Source organism: Deltaproteobacteria bacterium (genome assembly GCA_016234845.1).
In the GTDB taxonomy this organism is placed as follows: Bacteria; Desulfobacterota; Deferrimicrobia; order Deferrimicrobiales; family Deferrimicrobiaceae; genus JACRNP01.
The window spans coordinates 43,742-59,324 of record JACRNP010000029.1 but is presented as its reverse complement, the minus strand read 5'-3'; the positions used below and the strand labels follow the sequence as shown (position 1 = coordinate 59,324).

General features: G+C 65.4%; 14 protein-coding genes. All 14 read left to right on the top strand.

Annotation, left to right across the window (positions count from 1 at the left end):
* Positions 1-440, top strand: a 440-nt coding sequence (locus HZB86_02620) for an acyl-CoA dehydrogenase (protein ID MBI5904434.1), incomplete at its 5' end; no start/stop codon positions are given.
* 7 nt (positions 441-447) lie between these two features.
* On the top strand, positions 448-1,578 hold the full coding sequence (locus tag HZB86_02615; GenBank protein MBI5904433.1) for an acyl-CoA dehydrogenase family protein: 1,131 nt from the start codon (positions 448-450) through the stop codon (positions 1,576-1,578).
* Positions 1,579-1,588: 10 nt separating this feature from the next.
* Positions 1,589-2,128, top strand: coding sequence for a cob(I)yrinic acid a,c-diamide adenosyltransferase (gene cobO, locus HZB86_02610; protein MBI5904432.1), 540 nt, complete (start codon positions 1,589-1,591; stop codon positions 2,126-2,128).
* A 14-nt stretch (positions 2,129-2,142) separates the two neighbouring features.
* Positions 2,143-3,825 carry a methylmalonyl-CoA mutase family protein gene (locus HZB86_02605; protein ID MBI5904431.1) on the top strand — a complete coding sequence of 561 codons (1,683 nt, stop codon included), beginning with the start codon at positions 2,143-2,145 and terminating at the stop codon, positions 3,823-3,825.
* A 26-nt stretch (positions 3,826-3,851) separates the two neighbouring features.
* A complete protein-coding gene (locus HZB86_02600; GenBank protein MBI5904430.1) occupies positions 3,852-4,304 on the top strand; it encodes a cobalamin B12-binding domain-containing protein in 453 nt (150 codons plus the stop codon).
* 31 nt (positions 4,305-4,335) lie between these two features.
* A complete protein-coding gene (locus HZB86_02595; protein MBI5904429.1) occupies positions 4,336-5,514 on the top strand; it encodes an acyl-CoA dehydrogenase family protein in 1,179 nt (392 codons plus the stop codon).
* A 105-nt stretch (positions 5,515-5,619) separates the two neighbouring features.
* Positions 5,620-6,624, top strand: coding sequence for a methylmalonyl Co-A mutase-associated GTPase MeaB (gene meaB, locus HZB86_02590; GenBank protein ID MBI5904428.1), 1,005 nt, complete (start codon positions 5,620-5,622; stop codon positions 6,622-6,624).
* Positions 6,625-6,656: 32 nt separating this feature from the next.
* Complete coding sequence (gene miaB, locus HZB86_02585; protein ID MBI5904427.1) at positions 6,657-7,964, top strand: tRNA (N6-isopentenyl adenosine(37)-C2)-methylthiotransferase MiaB; 1,308 nt, start codon at positions 6,657-6,659, stop codon at positions 7,962-7,964.
* Between the two features lie 4 nt (positions 7,965-7,968).
* Complete coding sequence (locus HZB86_02580; GenBank protein MBI5904426.1) at positions 7,969-8,457, top strand: bifunctional nuclease family protein; 489 nt, start codon at positions 7,969-7,971, stop codon at positions 8,455-8,457.
* A 13-nt stretch (positions 8,458-8,470) separates the two neighbouring features.
* Positions 8,471-10,339, top strand: coding sequence for a diguanylate cyclase (locus tag HZB86_02575; protein MBI5904425.1), 1,869 nt, complete (start codon positions 8,471-8,473; stop codon positions 10,337-10,339).
* A complete protein-coding gene (locus HZB86_02570) occupies positions 10,340-11,896 on the top strand; it encodes a DUF4388 domain-containing protein (protein MBI5904424.1) in 1,557 nt (518 codons plus the stop codon).
* Positions 11,893-12,534 (top strand): histidinol phosphate phosphatase domain-containing protein, encoded by a 642-nt coding sequence (locus HZB86_02565; protein ID MBI5904423.1) that lies wholly within the window; start codon positions 11,893-11,895, stop codon positions 12,532-12,534. The genes HZB86_02570 and HZB86_02565 overlap by 4 nt, the downstream gene beginning before the upstream one ends.
* Positions 12,535-12,559: 25 nt before the next feature.
* On the top strand, positions 12,560-13,258 hold the full coding sequence (locus tag HZB86_02560) for a tetratricopeptide repeat protein (protein ID MBI5904422.1): 699 nt from the start codon (positions 12,560-12,562) through the stop codon (positions 13,256-13,258).
* A 33-nt stretch (positions 13,259-13,291) separates the two neighbouring features.
* Positions 13,292-15,559 carry a glycoside hydrolase gene (locus tag HZB86_02555; GenBank protein MBI5904421.1) on the top strand — a complete coding sequence of 756 codons (2,268 nt, stop codon included), beginning with the start codon at positions 13,292-13,294 and terminating at the stop codon, positions 15,557-15,559.
* The last annotated feature ends 24 nt before the right edge of the window (positions 15,560-15,583 follow it).

Sequence of the window (15,583 nt, the reverse complement as noted above, 5' to 3'; positions counted from 1 at the left end):
CCATGAACACCCTGGACGGCGGCCGCATCGGGATCGCCGCGCAGGCGCTCGGGATCGCCCGCGCGTCGTACGCGGACGCCCTGGCGTATTCGAAGGACCGCAGGCAGTTCGGCCAGGCGACCAGCGACTTCCAGGCGATCCAGTGGATGCTGGCCGACATGGCGACCGAGATCGACGCGGCCAGGCTCCTCACATGGCGGGCGGCGTGGATGAAGGACCGGAAGATGCGGCATTCGAAGGAGTCGTCCATGGCGAAGCTGTACGCGTCCGAAACGGCGATGCGCGCGGCGGTCAAGGGGGTCCAGATCCACGGCGGGTACGGGTACATCAAGGAGTACCCGGCCGAGCGGCACTTCCGCGACGCCAAGATCACGGAAATCTACGAGGGGACATCGGAGATCCAGCGGCTGGTCATCGCTTCCGCGCTCCTCAAAGGGTAGGCGGGAAATGGATTTCCTCCTTTCCGAAGAGCAGCTCCAGGTCGAGGACATGGTCCGGAACCTGGCGCGGAAGGAGTTCGCCCCGAAGGCCGCGGCGGTCGACGAGGAGAGCCGCTACCCGGCGGAGAACATGACCCGCCTCGCGGAGCTGGGGCTCCTGGGGATGCTGTACTCCGCCGAATACGGCGGCTCCGACGCGGGACCGGTCGCCTACAGCGTCGCCTTGCGGGAGGTCGCGGGCGGCTGCGCATCCACCGGCGTCGGGATGGCGGTCACCAACATGGTGGGAGAGGCGATCTTCCGGTTCGGGTCCGAGGAGCAGCGACGCGCGTACCTCCCGCTCCTGTCCGGCGGAAAGGGGGCCGGCGCGTTCGCCCTCACCGAGCCCGGTGCCGGATCCGACGCGGGGGGGCTTACGACCTTCGCCCGGGAGGACGGCGACGCGTTCGTCATCGACGGGTCGAAGGTTTTCATCACCAACGGAGGGAACGCCTGCGTCTCGATCGTCATGGCGGTCACGCAGAAATCGCCCCGGAGGATTTCCGCGTTCCTCGTTCCTCCGGGGACCCCGGGATATTCGGTCGGGAAGCGCGAGCACAAGATGGGGCTGAAAGGTTCCGACACCGTCTCCCTCTCCTTCGACGGCTGCCGGGTGCCGAAATCGTCCATGCTCGGAAAGCCGGGCGAAGGGCTGAAGATCGCGCTCGCGGCGCTGGACGGCGGGCGGATCGGGATCGCTTCCCAGGCGATCGGGATCGCCCGCGCGGCGGTTGCGGCGGCGGCGGAGTACGCGAAGGACCGGAGGCAGTTCGGCCAGCCGATTTCCGATTTCCAGGCGATCCAGTGGATGCTGGCGGACGCCGTCACCGAGCTGGACGCAGCCCAGCTTCTGGCCTACCGGGCCGCCTTCCTGAAGGACAAAGGGGTTCCGTACGCGAAGGAAGCCTCGATGGCGAAGGTCTTCGCCACGGAGGCGGGAAACCGCGCGTGCCACAAGGCGGTCCAGGTCCTCGGCGGGTACGGGTACATCCGGGAATACCCGGTGGAGCGTCACCTGCGCGACATCAAGGTGACCACGATCTACGAGGGGACGTCCGAGGTCCAGCGCCTGGTGATCTCGCGTTCGATCCTGCGGTAGGGGCGGAGGAATGCGTCCCGGGGACATCGGCAAGGGGTACGTGCAGGTCTACACCGGAAACGGGAAGGGGAAGACGACCGCCTCCCTCGGGCTCGCGGTCCGCGCCGCCGGCCACGGCCTGAAGGTCGCGATCCTGCAGTTCATGAAGGGTTGGATCGACTACGGGGAGCTCGAGGGGGTCCGGAGGCTCGCCCCCCAGGTCGAGATCGTCCAGGCCGGCCGGGACACCTTCGTGAACCGGAGGAACCCGGACCCGGAGGACGTCCGCCTCGCGAAGCAGGGGTGGGAGAAGGCGAAACGGATCATCGAGGGGCGGCAGGCGGACATCCTGGTCCTCGACGAGATCAACTGCGCCATGGATTTCGGCCTGATCCCCGTCGGGGAGGTGCTGGAAGCGCTGCGGCGGAAACCGGACGGGATGGAGCTGATTCTCACCGGCAGGGGAGCCCCCCCCGAGATCCTGGAGGCGGCCGACCTCGTGACGGAGATGCGCGAGATCAAGCATTACTACAAGGCGGGAGTCGACGCGCGCGTCGGCATAGAGAGGTAGGGGAGGAACGACCCATGTACGACAGGAAGAGACTCGCGGATACCGCCTCGAACCGGAAGAAATGGCAGGACGAATGCCTGGCCCCGGCGATCCGCAGGTCCCCGGAACGGCTCGGGCGCTTTTCCACGGTGTCCGACGAGGAGATCGGCGTCCTCTACACCCCCGACGCGCTCTCCAACCTCGATTACGAGGAGGATCTGGGATTCCCGGGCCGCTTCCCGTACACCCGCGGCGTCCAGCCGTCGATGTACCGGGGACGGCTCTGGACCATGCGCCAGTTCGCGGGATACGGTTCCGCGGAGAACACCAACGAGCGGTTCAAATTCCTGCTCTCGCAGGGGCAGACCGGCCTCTCCACCGCGTTCCACTTCCCGACGCTCATGGGGTACGACTCCGACTCTCCCCGGGCGCGGGGGGAGGTGGGGATGTGCGGCGTGGCGGTGGATTCGCTGAAGGACATGGAGATCCTGTTCGACGGGATACCGCTCGACAAGGTCACGACCTCCATGACCATCAACGGCCCCGCCGCGATGGTCTTCGCGATGTACCTGGCGGTCGCCGAGAAGCAGGGAGTCCCGTTCGCGAAGCTCGGCGGAACGATCCAGAACGACATCCTGAAGGAGTACATCGCGCAGCACTCCTGGATCTTCCCCCCCGAGCCGTCCATGCGGATCATCACGGACATCCTCGCCTACTGCGCGGACAACGTGCCCAAGTGGAACACGATCAGCATCAGCGGCTACCACATCCGGGAAGCGGGATCCACCGCGGTCCAGGAGCTCGCGTTCACCATCGCCGACGGGATCGCGTACGTCCAGGCGGGAATCGAGGCCGGAATCCCGGTGGACAAGTTCGCCCCGCGGCTTTCCTACTTCTTCAACGCGCACATGGACTTCTTCGAGGAGATCGCCAAGTACCGCGCGGCGCGGCGGATGTGGGCGCGCATCCTGCGGGACCGGTTCCACGCGAAGGACGAGAACTCCTGGAAGCTGCGGTTCCACACGCAGACGGCCGGCTGCACGCTCACCGCCCAGCAGCCGATGAACAACGTCGTGCGGGTCGCCCTCCAGGCGCTGTCCGGCGTCCTCGGAGGAACCCAGTCGCTGCACACCAACTCGATGGACGAGACACTGGCCCTCCCCACGGAGCAGTCGGTGATGGTCGCCCTGCGGACCCAGCAGATCATCGCCGAGGAGTCCGGCGCGGCGAACACCATCGACCCGCTGGGCGGCTCGTTCTTCGTCGAGCGGCTGACCGACGAGATGGAGGCGAAGGCGATGGAGTACATCCGCCGGATCGACGACATGGGCGGCATGGTGGCGGCGGTCAAGCGGGGATACCCGCAGCGGGAGATCGCGGACGCCGCGTTCCACCACCAACGGCTGGTCGACTCGGGCGAGAAGCGGATCGTCGGGGTCAACGCGTACAAGATCGACGAGGAGCCTCCGATCCCCCTGCTCAAGATCGATCCGGACGTCGAGAGGCGGCAGGTGGCGAGGACACGGGACGTCCGCCGGAAACGGAACCGGAAGCGGGTCGAGTCGCGGCTCTCGGCGCTTTCGGAAGCCTCCCTCGACCCGAAGGTGAACCTGATGCCGCTCCTGGTCGACGCCGCGAGGGAGTACGTGACGCTGGGCGAGATGTGCGATACCCTCCGTGAGACGATGGGGGTCTACACCGACCCCGCGATGTTCTAGGAAGACATTTTCCAGGAGGAAAGGACATGGCGACGGCAAAGGGAAAGTCGGCGAAGGCGGCCCCCCCGCAGGGGAAAAGTTCCCGTAAGGTCCGCATCCTGGTCGGGAAGCCGGGGCTCGACGGCCACGACCGGGGCGCCAAGATCATCGCGCGGGCGCTGCGGGACGCCGGCATCGAGGTCATCTACACCGGGCTGCACCAGACGCCGGAGATGATCGTGAACGCGGCGGCCCAGGAAGACGTCGACGGGATCGGCCTCTCCATCCTCTCCGGTGCGCACAACTACCTCTTCCCGAAGGTGATGGAGCTCCTGAAGGAGAAGAAGATGGGGAACGTGGTCGTCTTCGGAGGCGGGATCATCCCCGACGGGGACATCCCCAAGCTGATGAAGAAGGGAGTGGACCGGGTGTTCACGCCGGGGACCACGATCCAGGAGATCGTCGAATACGTGAACGGCCGGATCCAGCCGCGCCGTTAGGACGGGAAGAGATCACGGGAGGGGATCGGGAATGACGGCTGGCGCGTGCCCGAAAAACGGGGAAGTCGACTTTTCGCTCACGTCCGAGCAGCAGGCGCTGCGGGACATGCTGCGCTCGTTCGTCGCGAAGGAGGTGCGCGCGCACGCGCACGACTGGGACGTCACCGGGAAATTCCCGTCGGAGACGGTCGCGAAGCTCGGAGAGCTCGGGATCCTGGGGGCGATGGTCCCGGAGGAGTACGGCGGCGCCGGGATGGACACGGTGAGCTACGCGATCGCCGTCTCCGAGATCGCCCGGGGGGACGGCTCCCTGGGGCTCACCGTAGCCTCCCACAACTCCCTTTGCACCGCCCACATCCTCGGGTTCGGTTCCGAGGAGATCAAGCGGAGATACCTCCCCGGCCTCACATCCGGTTCGACGCTCGGAGCCTGGGGGCTCACCGAGCCCGGGTCCGGCTCGGATTCCGTCGCGATGCGCACGAGGGCCGAACGGGCGGGCGACCGATGGATCATCAACGGGAACAAGATGTTCATCACGCAGGGGAGCGTCGGCGGGGTGTACGTGATCCTGGCCGTGACGGACAAGGAGAAGGGGAAGGACGGGATCACGGCCTTCGTGGTCCCCGCGGGGACGAAGGGACTCTCGGTCGGCCGGAAGCTCGACAAGCTGGGTATGCGCTCCTCCGACACGGCGGAGCTGGTGTTCGAGGACATGGAGGTCGGGGACGACGCGATCGTGGGAACGGTGAACTCCGGCTTCCGGGACACGATGCGGAACCTCGCCGGGGGAAGGATCTCGATCGCGGCCCTCGCCACGGGGATCGGCATGGGGGCGATGCAGGAGGCGCTGTCGTACGCCCGCGAGAGGACCCAGTTCGGCCAGCCCATCGCGGAGTTCCAGGCGATCCAGTGGATGCTCGCCGACATGGCGACCGAACTCGAGGCCGCGGAGCTCCTGACGTTCCGCGCCGCGTACCTGAAGGACCGGGGGCTCCCGTACGCGCAGGAAGCGGCGATGGCGAAGCTGTTCGCCTCCGAGGCGGCGATGCGGGGGACCATCAAGGCGGTGCAGATCTTCGGCGGGTACGGGTACACGCAGGAGTACCCGGCGGAGCGGTTCATGCGCGACGCCAAGCTCTGCGAGATCGGCGAGGGGACCTCCGAGGTGCAGAGGATCATCATCGCCCGCAAGCTGATCCGGGGGTACTAAGTGCTCCCTTTCATAAATACGCTCACATTCGAGCGCCGCTGCATCCGCCCCGGCTTCGTTACCCTCCCTCGGCGTATTCACGATACGCCTTCGAGGGAGCACTGAATGTCCGTCGCCCCCAGAGAGATCCTCTCAGGGGACGTCCGGGCCGCCGCGCGGCTGATGCGCGACCTGGACGACGAGCTCCCTTCCGCCATCCGGACCCTCAAGACGCTGTACCGCCACACCGGGCGCGCCTACATCGTCGGCATCACCGGGGCTCCGGGCTCCGGGAAATCGACCCTGGTCAACCGGATGACCGCGATGCTGCGGAGCGGCGGCAGGACGGTCGGCATCGTCGCGATCGACCCCACCAGTCCGTTCACCGGCGGCGCCATCCTCGGCGACCGGATCCGGATGCAGTCCCACGCCCTCGACGAGGGGGTCTTCATCAAGAGCCTGGCCACCCGCGGTCACCTCGGGGGGCTGTCCCGCTCCACCATCGACATCGTGAACGTCATGGACGCCATGGGGAAGGACGTCATCCTCATCGAGACGGTGGGAGTGGGGCAGGACGAGGTCGAAATCGTCAAGGTCGCCCACACGAACCTGGTGGTCGTGGTGCCGGGACTGGGCGACGACATCCAGGCGATCAAGGCCGGCATACTGGAGATCGCCGACATCTTCGTCGTGAACAAGTCCGACCGCGACGGGGCGGACAAGACCCGCCGGGAGATCGAGACGATGGTCTCGATGGGGACGTACGCCGACGGGGAGTGGAGACCCCCGGTCGTCTCCACGGTGGCCGCCACCGACACGGGGACCGCCGCCCTGATGGAAGAGGTCGAACGGCACAGCGGGTACGTCCACCAGGACCCGGTCCTGTCGAAATACCTCCGGGAAAAGGCCCGCGTCGAGCTCCTCGAGATCCTGAAGACGCGCCTGATCGAGAAGGCGGTCTCCGATCTCGACCGCCATGGGCTTCTCGAGCCGCTCCTCTCCCGGATGGCGATGAAGCGGACCGACCCGTACACCATCTCGGAAAAGGTCGTGGACCACAGCTTCGCGTTCCACTTCCTGAACGGCAAACCGTCCCCCGCGGGAAGGAAGGCGAAGAAACGGAGCCGGTGACGGACGCCTCCCCCGGGGTATAATGTGGGGTCATGCGGCGCACCGTCTACATCAAGACGTTCGGCTGCCAGATGAACGCGGTGGACTCCGCGAGGATGCTATCGCTCCTGTCCGGAGCCGGCTACGCTCCCGCCTCCTCGCTCGAGGAGGCCGACCTCGTTCTTCTCAACACCTGCAGCATCCGCGACAAGGCCGACCGGAAGATCTACAGCGAGCTCGGCACGCTCCGCCGCTGGAAGAGGGGCCGCTCGGGGCGGCTCGTCGGTGTCGGAGGGTGCCTGGCGCAGCAGGCCGGCGAAACGTTGCGCGGAAAGGCGCCCCACGTCGACCTCGTCTTCGGGACGCACAACATCTCCCGGCTCCCGGAGATGGTTCGGCGGGCGGAGGACCGCCTCCCGTCCGTCATGCTCTCGATGGACGGGGACGTCGGGCATTGGGACGTCTCGCCGTACCTTGCGGACGGCGCCGTTTCCGCCATGGTGGCCATCATGCAGGGGTGCGAAAACTTCTGCGCCTACTGCATCGTCCCGGTCGTCCGCGGTCCGGAAGTCAGCCGCGCCTCCTCCTCCATCCTCTCCGAGATCCGCGCGCTCGCCGAAAAAGGCGTCCGGGAGATCGTTCTTCTCGGGCAGAACGTGAACTCGTACGGAAAGAAGGAAGGGGAGATCCCTTTTTTCGAACTGTTGCGCCGGATCGCGCGGGTGGAGGGGATCCTCCGCGTCCGTTTCATCACTTCCCATCCCCGGGACCTCGACGACCGGACCATCGGGCTCATCGGGGAGACCGAAACCGTCTGCCCGCATATCCACCTTCCGCTCCAGTCGGGGTCCGACCGCATTCTTTCCGCGATGGGACGGGGATACACCCGGGGAGAGTACCTCCGGAAGATCGCCGCGCTGCGCACCGCGCGACCCGGCATGGCGTACTCCTCGGACTTCATCGTCGGATTCCCGGGGGAGACGGAAGCGGATTTCCGGGACACCTTGTCCGTCATGGAGGAGGTCCGGTACGACTCGTCGTTCTCCTTCCGCTTCTCCCCCAGACCCGGCACAAGGGCCGCCGAAATGACGGGAGGGGTGGATCCGTCCGAAAGCGCAGAGAGGCTTCGGATCCTCCAGGCCCTGCAGGACGGGCACACGCGGGACCGCCTCGCGGATGCGGTCGGACGGACGTATCCCGTCCTCGTCGAAGGAGAGAGCGCGAGGGATCCCGGGCGGCTGTGCGGCCGGACCCCGTGCCACAAGATGGTGAATTTCACCCCGGGAACCGGGAACGGTCCGATCCGCGAGGTGTTCGTTTCCGCCTCCGCGGCGCACACCCTTTCCGGAGAGGAGAGGTAGCGGGATGCCGAAGGAGATGACGGTGGCCGGCGTGACGGTCGATCCCGTGACGAAATCGCCCGTCGTCGTATTGCGGGACCGGCAGAACCAGCGGGTCCTTCCGATCTGGATCGGGCTCCTGGAGGCGAATGCGATCGTCCTGGTCCTCGAGGGGGTTGACCTTCCGCGTCCGATGACGCACGACCTCCTCAAGTCGATCCTCGAAAACACGGGCACGAAGCTCCGGAAGGTCGAGATCACCGACATCCGGGACAACACCTACTTCGCGGCCCTCCACCTCGAGAGGGGTGGAGGAGCCTTCGTGCTGGACTCCCGTCCCAGCGACGCGATCGCCCTCGCGCTGCGGTGCGAGGTACCGATCGTCGTCTCGGAAGAGGTGTTCTCGAAGGCGCTGTCGATGGACGAAGGGGAGGCGGCGGAGGGAGAGAAGGACAAGTGGACGGAACTGCTCGAGAAGATGGACCCCGAGCAGTTCAGCAAGTACAAGATGTAGGACGGCGGGACGGATGAAGTCATCCCGGATCCTGGTCCTGCAGGAGGACGCCGCCCCCGATCGGGAGCTCCGCTTTTCCGTTCTCGACCACGAGGTGCGTTTCGAGTACCGTCCCCCGGCGTGGCTGGTCGAAGGGAAGTTCGATCACGCCCCGTACGCGGCGGTCGCCGCGCCGGCCGACGGCGCGCGTCCCGGACGGATCGGGGGGCTGACCGACCCGCGCCTGACCGGCGGTCCGGTCTTCCTGTACCGGGGAGACCCCCCCATCCACGAAATCGCGCGGTGGGTCATCTGGGGATCCCCCTCCCACGAGGGCCCGGAAGGTTCGGTGGCGGACCGTCTGCTTTCCGAGAGCCTCGAATACTACTCGATGGCGTCGATGTACCAGCAATGCCTCCGCATGATGTCTTCCCAGGACGAGGAGAAGCTTCTGGCGCACATCACGGACACCTTCGCGGGGGAGCTCGGCGCGGAGAACTGCGTCATCTGGCTGACCGCCGCCGAGGATCCGGACGAGATGATGATCGCCTCGGTGCGGGGAGTCATCGGGATCGACCGGGAAGGTTCCCGCTTCTTCCTGTCCCAGTCGGAAATCGCCGAATCGGTCTGGAAAGGATCTCCCTTCGTGGTCCAGGTCGGGGCACCCGAAGGGAAGGGAACCGCTTCCGGCCGCGCAGGCTCCCACCTGTACGTGCCGCTCGTCCACCAGGAGAAGCCGATCGGCCTCGTGAAACTGGGGGACCGGAAGGATCGGAGGGAGTACGGCGAGCGGGAGATCCACATGGCGCGGATCATCGCGGATTACGCGGCGGGCGCCCTGAACACCATCGACCGGCTCGAGCGGATGGAGAAGATCTCCCTGCGCGACCCGGAGACGGGCGCGTACTCGGCGGTGTTCCTGGAGGACTACTTCGAGAAGGAGCGGTACAAGGCGAGCCGGTTCCGCCGCCCCCTCTCGGTCGTGTTTCTCGTGGTCGAGAACTACTCCTTCCTCATGGAACAGACCCGGGAGAGCATCGTGGCCGGAGCCTTGTCGGCGATGGTCGAAGCGGTGCGGAAGGCGGTTCGCGACTCCGATCTCGTCGCCCGCCAGGATGCGAACCGCTTTTGCATCGTCCTGCCGGAGACCGATGCGTTCGGCTCGATGCTCGCCGTTCGCCGTCTGCGCAAGGCCGTCCGGGAAAAGAGCCGGATCCATTTTCTCGGAGCGGAGTTCTCCCTCCAGACCTTCTTCATGTCGGCGACCTGTCCGCGGGACGGAAAGGAATTCCACGAGCTGCTGCGGGTCGCGGAGGAGAAGTTCGCCCGCCAGCAGAAGAGCCCGCTGCACCGGATGCGGCTGTCCGACCGCTCCTTCTGGGAGGCGTTCGAAATCCTGGTCGGGAAACCGGAATATTACGAGACGCTCCGGAAAGGAGAGGATGTCCCGTACTTCCTGCGGATGCGCAGGGACCTGGGGCGGAACGCCCACTTCAGCTTCCCGCGGGACAATTTCCTGCGGATCCTCGAATCGGTGGCGCAGGACGCCGCGACCAGCCCGGAGGACCGGGGGATCGTGATCGCCGCCGGTCCCACCCCCGAGATCTACAAGCAGATCTTCCTCTCCTTCGACTCCGCGGGGTCCGCCAGGCGGAACATCTACATCGTCGGCCAGTCGGGGGCCACCCGCTTCGACGCGAAGAATCTCCTGTACGTTTCCGCCGACGACGAACTCCTGAAGAACCGGGAGGTCATCCTGTATCTGAAGGAGGGCGGCGCGTACGGACTTTTCGGAACCGACCGGCGCGGGGAAGTGGAAGGCTTCAACACCGCGGACGAGTGGCTCGTCGAGTCGATGCTGGAAAAGGTGCAGGAAATGTACCTGCTGCAGGGGAATTTCTAGATGACGCTGGCGACCGCCGCCAAGCGGATCCTGATCGCGGACCCTTCCGACAAGTCCCGCCAGGGGCTGGCGCTGTTCCTGCGGGAAAAGGGACTGGAGGTCGTCGAGGCGGCCGACGGCAGCAAGGCGCTGGCGGAAACCCTCCTGCGCAGGCCGGACGTGATCCTGCTGGACCTCGCGGTCCCGATCCTCGCCCCGGACCGCCTCGTGCAGATCCTCCGGAGCAATCCGAACACGAAGAACCTGCCGGTGTTCTTCCTGAGCGACCGCGAGCAGAGCGTTTCGGGGTTCCGCCCCGGAGTGGACGAATTCCTGCGGAAGCCGTACCACGAGGAGGAGATCCTCCTGCGGATCCAGCGCACCCTCTTCCAGGACCCCCTCTCCGAAGCGCTGACCGGGGACTCCGAGATCAGCGGGAACTTGAGCCAGATCTTCATCCCCGACCTGTGGCAGATGCTCTCCTTGAACCGGAAGAGCGGCATCCTGCAGGTGGAGGGAGAACGCCTGGCGGGATCGATCTACATCGAACGGGGGGAAATCGTCTCCGCCGCCACCCAGAACATCATCGGCGAGAAGGCGCTCTTCCGGATGATCCCGCTCCGGGAGGGGAAGTTCCGCTTTCTTCCGGGGAAGGTCGGCGTCCGCCGCTCCATCTACACGCCGAGCCAGCACGCGATCCTCGAGGGGCTCCGCCACGAGGACGAACTGCAGAAGATCCGGCACACGCTTCCGCAGCCGACCGACGCCGTCGCGGTGGTAAAGGACGCGAAGGAGATCGCCGCCGCGGGAGGAGCGGTCCGCGAGGTGCTCCTGCTGTCCGAATTCTGCTCGCGGGTGGAGGACATCGTCAACAATTGCAACTTCCCCGATCTCGCGGTCTACGAGGCGATCCTGTCGCTCAAGAGCCGCGGGGTCCTCCAGGTGGGGGTCTTCGACGCGCTCCCCTCGAAGAGCGAGTTTCTCCCGACGGAGGACCTGGCGCGTCTCCGCGCGAGGCTCGAAGAACGCGGATCGGCCGCGGGAGGAGGGATCGGGAGGGTCGTCTTCTTCCTGCCCGACCCGGGACTGCTCGAATCGCTGGTGATGGCGCTCGGGAAATACCGGGATTTCGAGATCGACAACGTCTTCTTCTCCCTTCGCCGGAAGGAAGGGTTCCCGCTCGGGATCTTCGGGAAACTGAAGGTCGGGGAGAAGTGCCCGGTCCTCCTGTACGCCTTCCCGTACCGGCGCTCCGTATCCCCCCTCTGGTACACGCTGGCCCCCGCGCCGCTCGGGATCGTGGTGTTCCTCAAGGACGAGATGACCGGCTCCCTCGAGAGCCTGATGTCGGTGTCCGACTTCATTCGGGGGACCTCCTCCAAGGTAGCGCTCGCCGTCATGGGGAAGGCGTTTTCCGATTTCGGCCTGGGGGAGAACACGCTGCGCCTGTTCCGGAACCGCGTCGAGCGGCTCGGCTGTTCGCTGAAGGTCCGCGAGATGGAGCAGGTGACCGCCGGAGAGATTCGCGATTCGCTCGCCTCGGTCATCCGGCAATTCCTCGAAGGAGAACCCGCTTGATCGACCTGCACATGCACTCCACGTTCAGCGACGGGGAGCTGATCCCCGCCGAGGTCGTTTCCCGCGCGGTGGCCGCCGGATACCGGTCGCTCGCGATCACGGACCACGCCGACCCGTCCAACCTCGAGCTCATCCTCGAAAACATGGTCCGCGTGTGTCGTGAGCTCCGCGGCGCGACGCGCGCCGCGGCGTACCCGGGCGTCGAGATCACGCACGTACCCCCCCGACTCGTGGCGTCCATGGTGGCCCGCGCGCGGAAGCTGGGCGCGAAGGTGGTGATCGTTCATGGAGAGACGATCGTCGAGCCGGTGCCGAAGGGGACCAACCTCGCCGCCATCGAGGCGAAAGCGGATATCCTCGCGCATCCCGGCCTGCTGACGGAAGAGGAGGCCCGGCTCGCCCGGAAGAACGGCGTGTGCCTCGAGATCACCGCCCGCCGGGGCCACTGTCTGACCAACGGCCACGTCGCAAGGATCGCGGTGAAAACGGGGGCCCGGATGGTATACAATACCGACGCGCACGCTCCCGGCGATTTCACCCGTTGGGATGCGGCGCTTCGGATCATCCGGGGGGCGGGGCTTCCCGAGCCGGAAGCTCTCCGGATGCAGGATAACGCACGAGAAATCCTCGCCCGGTAGCAGGAACCCAAGGAGCGGAAGAACCATGGCGGAGAAGATCCGGTATACCCGAAAGGACCTGAAGGGTCCCGACGAATTCATCAGCACGTTCGGACGTGTGGTCGAGTGGTGCAAGGAGAACCGCGCGAAGGTCACCGCCGCGGTCCTCGGGATCGCGGCGGTCGTGGCGCTCGGACTCGGCACGAAGGCGTACCTCCAGTGGGAGGAGAACAAGTCCAGCCGCGAACTCTGGCCGCACCTGAACCGTGCCCGGGAGTTCCTGCTTTCCCCCGCGGAGGCGGACCCGGAGAAGATGGCGGCGCTGGAGCAGTTCCTGGCGGCGCACGTCAACGTGCACCCTTCCACACGCGCGGCGGTCTACGCGCGGTACTATCTCGGAAGCATCGCATTCCACCGCGGAAATTACGGGCTTGCCGCGTCGCAGTTCCGGGCAGGTTCGGAATCCGGGAAGGACGAGGGGATCATGAAGTACCTCCTGCGGGAGGGAGTCGCGCGCTCCCTCGAAGCGAAAGGCGACTACGCGGCCGCCGCGGCGGCGTATCGCGCCGCGCAAGGATTCGCCGACGCGGAGATGAAGGCGCAATCGCAGGTAGGGGAGGCCCGCACGCTGGCGCTCTCGGGCAGGAAGTCCGACGCGATCGCGCTGTACCGCCAATTGCTGAAGGATTCGCCCGAGACCAGGGTCCGCGACCTGGTCGAGCTCAGGCTGGCGCAATTGGAATAGCCTGCCGCCCGATCGGGGAGGGTGGGGGGCGAGATGAAGCTCAGACTCTGTTTTCTCTGGCACATGCACCAGCCGTACTACAAGGACCCGGAAACCGGGACCTACACCCTCCCATGGGTGCGCCTCCACGCGGTCAAGGATTACGTCTCCCTCCCGCGGATCTTCCGCGAGTTCCGGGGCGTGCGGCACACGTTCAACCTGGTCCCCTCCCTGCTGATCCAGGTCCGGGACTACGTCGAAAACGGAGCGGAAGACATCTTCCTCGCCGTTTCCCGGAAAAACGCCCTGGACCTTTCGAGGGACGAGGAGGAATTCATCCTCCGGAACTTCTTTTCCGCGTTCGCGCCGACGATGATCCTCCCCCAGCCCCGGTACGCGGAGCTGTTCCGTGGACATGAAAACGCGATCCGCTCCCTCCGGGGAAACGGCCGCTCGGGGACCTTCGGCGCTTCGGAGTACACCGACCTCGTCACCCTGTTCAACCTGGCCTGGTACCACCCGCTCCATCTCGAGGAGGACCCAGAGCTATCCCGGCTCTGGCGAAAGGGCGGTCGGTACACGGAGAGAGAGAAGCAGTACGTCCTCGACCGCCAGATCGACGTGATGGGCGCCATGTTCGACGAGTACCGGAAACTCGAGAAGGAGGACGGCGGGGAGCTTTCGTCGTCCCCGATGTACCATCCCATCCTCCCCCTGCTGATCGACAACCGGTCCGCGCAGGACGCGTGGCCGGGCGCGTCGCTCCCCTCGATGCCGTTCTCCTTCCCGCGAGACGCCCGAAGGCAGCTGGAGCGGGGGAGGGACGTCTTCCGCGACCTGTTCGGGGCGAATCCGAAAGGTTTATGGCCGTCGGAAGGGTCCATCAGCCCCGCGACCCTCGATCTCGCCTCCGAGGCGGGTTTTCGCTGGATCGCAACGGACGAGGCGCTCCTTTCCAAGGCGCTCGGCAAACCGATCCATCGGAATTCCGACGGTATTCCCATGGAGCCCCGATGGCTGTACCGGCCGTACTCCGTGAAAACCCCTTCGGGCGATATCCGGATCCTCTTCCGCGACCATCGTCTTTCGGACCTCATCGGCTTCGAGTATTCCCGGTGGAACGCGGACGATGCCGCAAATAATTTTGTACATAATATCAAGTGCATATACGATTCATTATCAAGTAACAATTCAACATATTACGGAGACGATCCGATCGTCCCCGTGATCCTGGACGGCGAAAACGCCTGGGAATATTTTCCGGATTCCGGAGTCTACTTCCTGAGGACGCTCATGTCGAAACTCGAGCAGCTCCGTCCCGTGGTCGAATGCGTGCCCGTTTCCGAGGCGCTTGAACAGACCCGGACGTTCGAGGAGCTGCCGTCGGTTCCTACCGGCTCCTGGATCGACGGGACATTCCATATATGGATCGGGCACCCCGAGGACCACGCCGCCTGGGACATGTTGTCGCGGGTTCGATCCCTCTGGGAATCGAAGGCGGGGAACTTCGAAAAATCGGGAGAGGCGGTGCCGGAAAAACTGAAGGAGGCCGAGGAGTACATATTCGCGGCGGAAGGGTCCGACTGGTGCTGGTGGTACGGGGACGACCATTTCACTCCGCACGGTCCCGAATTCGACCGCCTGTTTCGCCACAACATTAAAGCCGCATATAATTCGATGGGCATTAATCCACCGGATATGCTGGATGTTCCGATCATCAAAGCCGAAAGGATTCCGTCCAGGAAAAACGCCATACCGGCGCCAATGTCCTACATCCATCCGAACATCGACGGGATCGTAACTTCCTATTTCGAATGGAGTTCTGCCTTCCATTACATCCCGAACCCCGAATTCGGCACGATGCACCGGGCCGCTCGCCTTATCCTTTCCTCGTTCTTCTACGGCTTCAGCAAGACCGAACTGTTCTTTCGGTTCGACATCGACCCGGTGGCGACGGAGAACACGACCGAGGTCACCCTGGAGCTTCTTTTCCCCGAAAAGAACCGGAAGATGCGAATCGACCTGAATCTTCCGGAGGGAACATCTTCGTGCACGTTTTCCGGTTTCGGCGGATCCCACCACGCGGACCCGGGTCCATCCGTCCTGGAGGCCGAACACGAATTCGGTGTGCGGATGGCGTATTCGAAAGTCGTGGAGATCGGGTTTCCGTTCGAGCTGATCGACTGCGTGAAGGACGAACGGCTGGAGTTCTTCATCACGATCCAGCCGAAGGGGACGCTTGGGGAGCGGTGGCCCATGTACGGGACGTTTTCCGCTGAACTGCCGGGATCGGACTTCTCGGAGCGGATGTGGGGGGCTTGAATCCCCGGGGATTATCGATTCCTG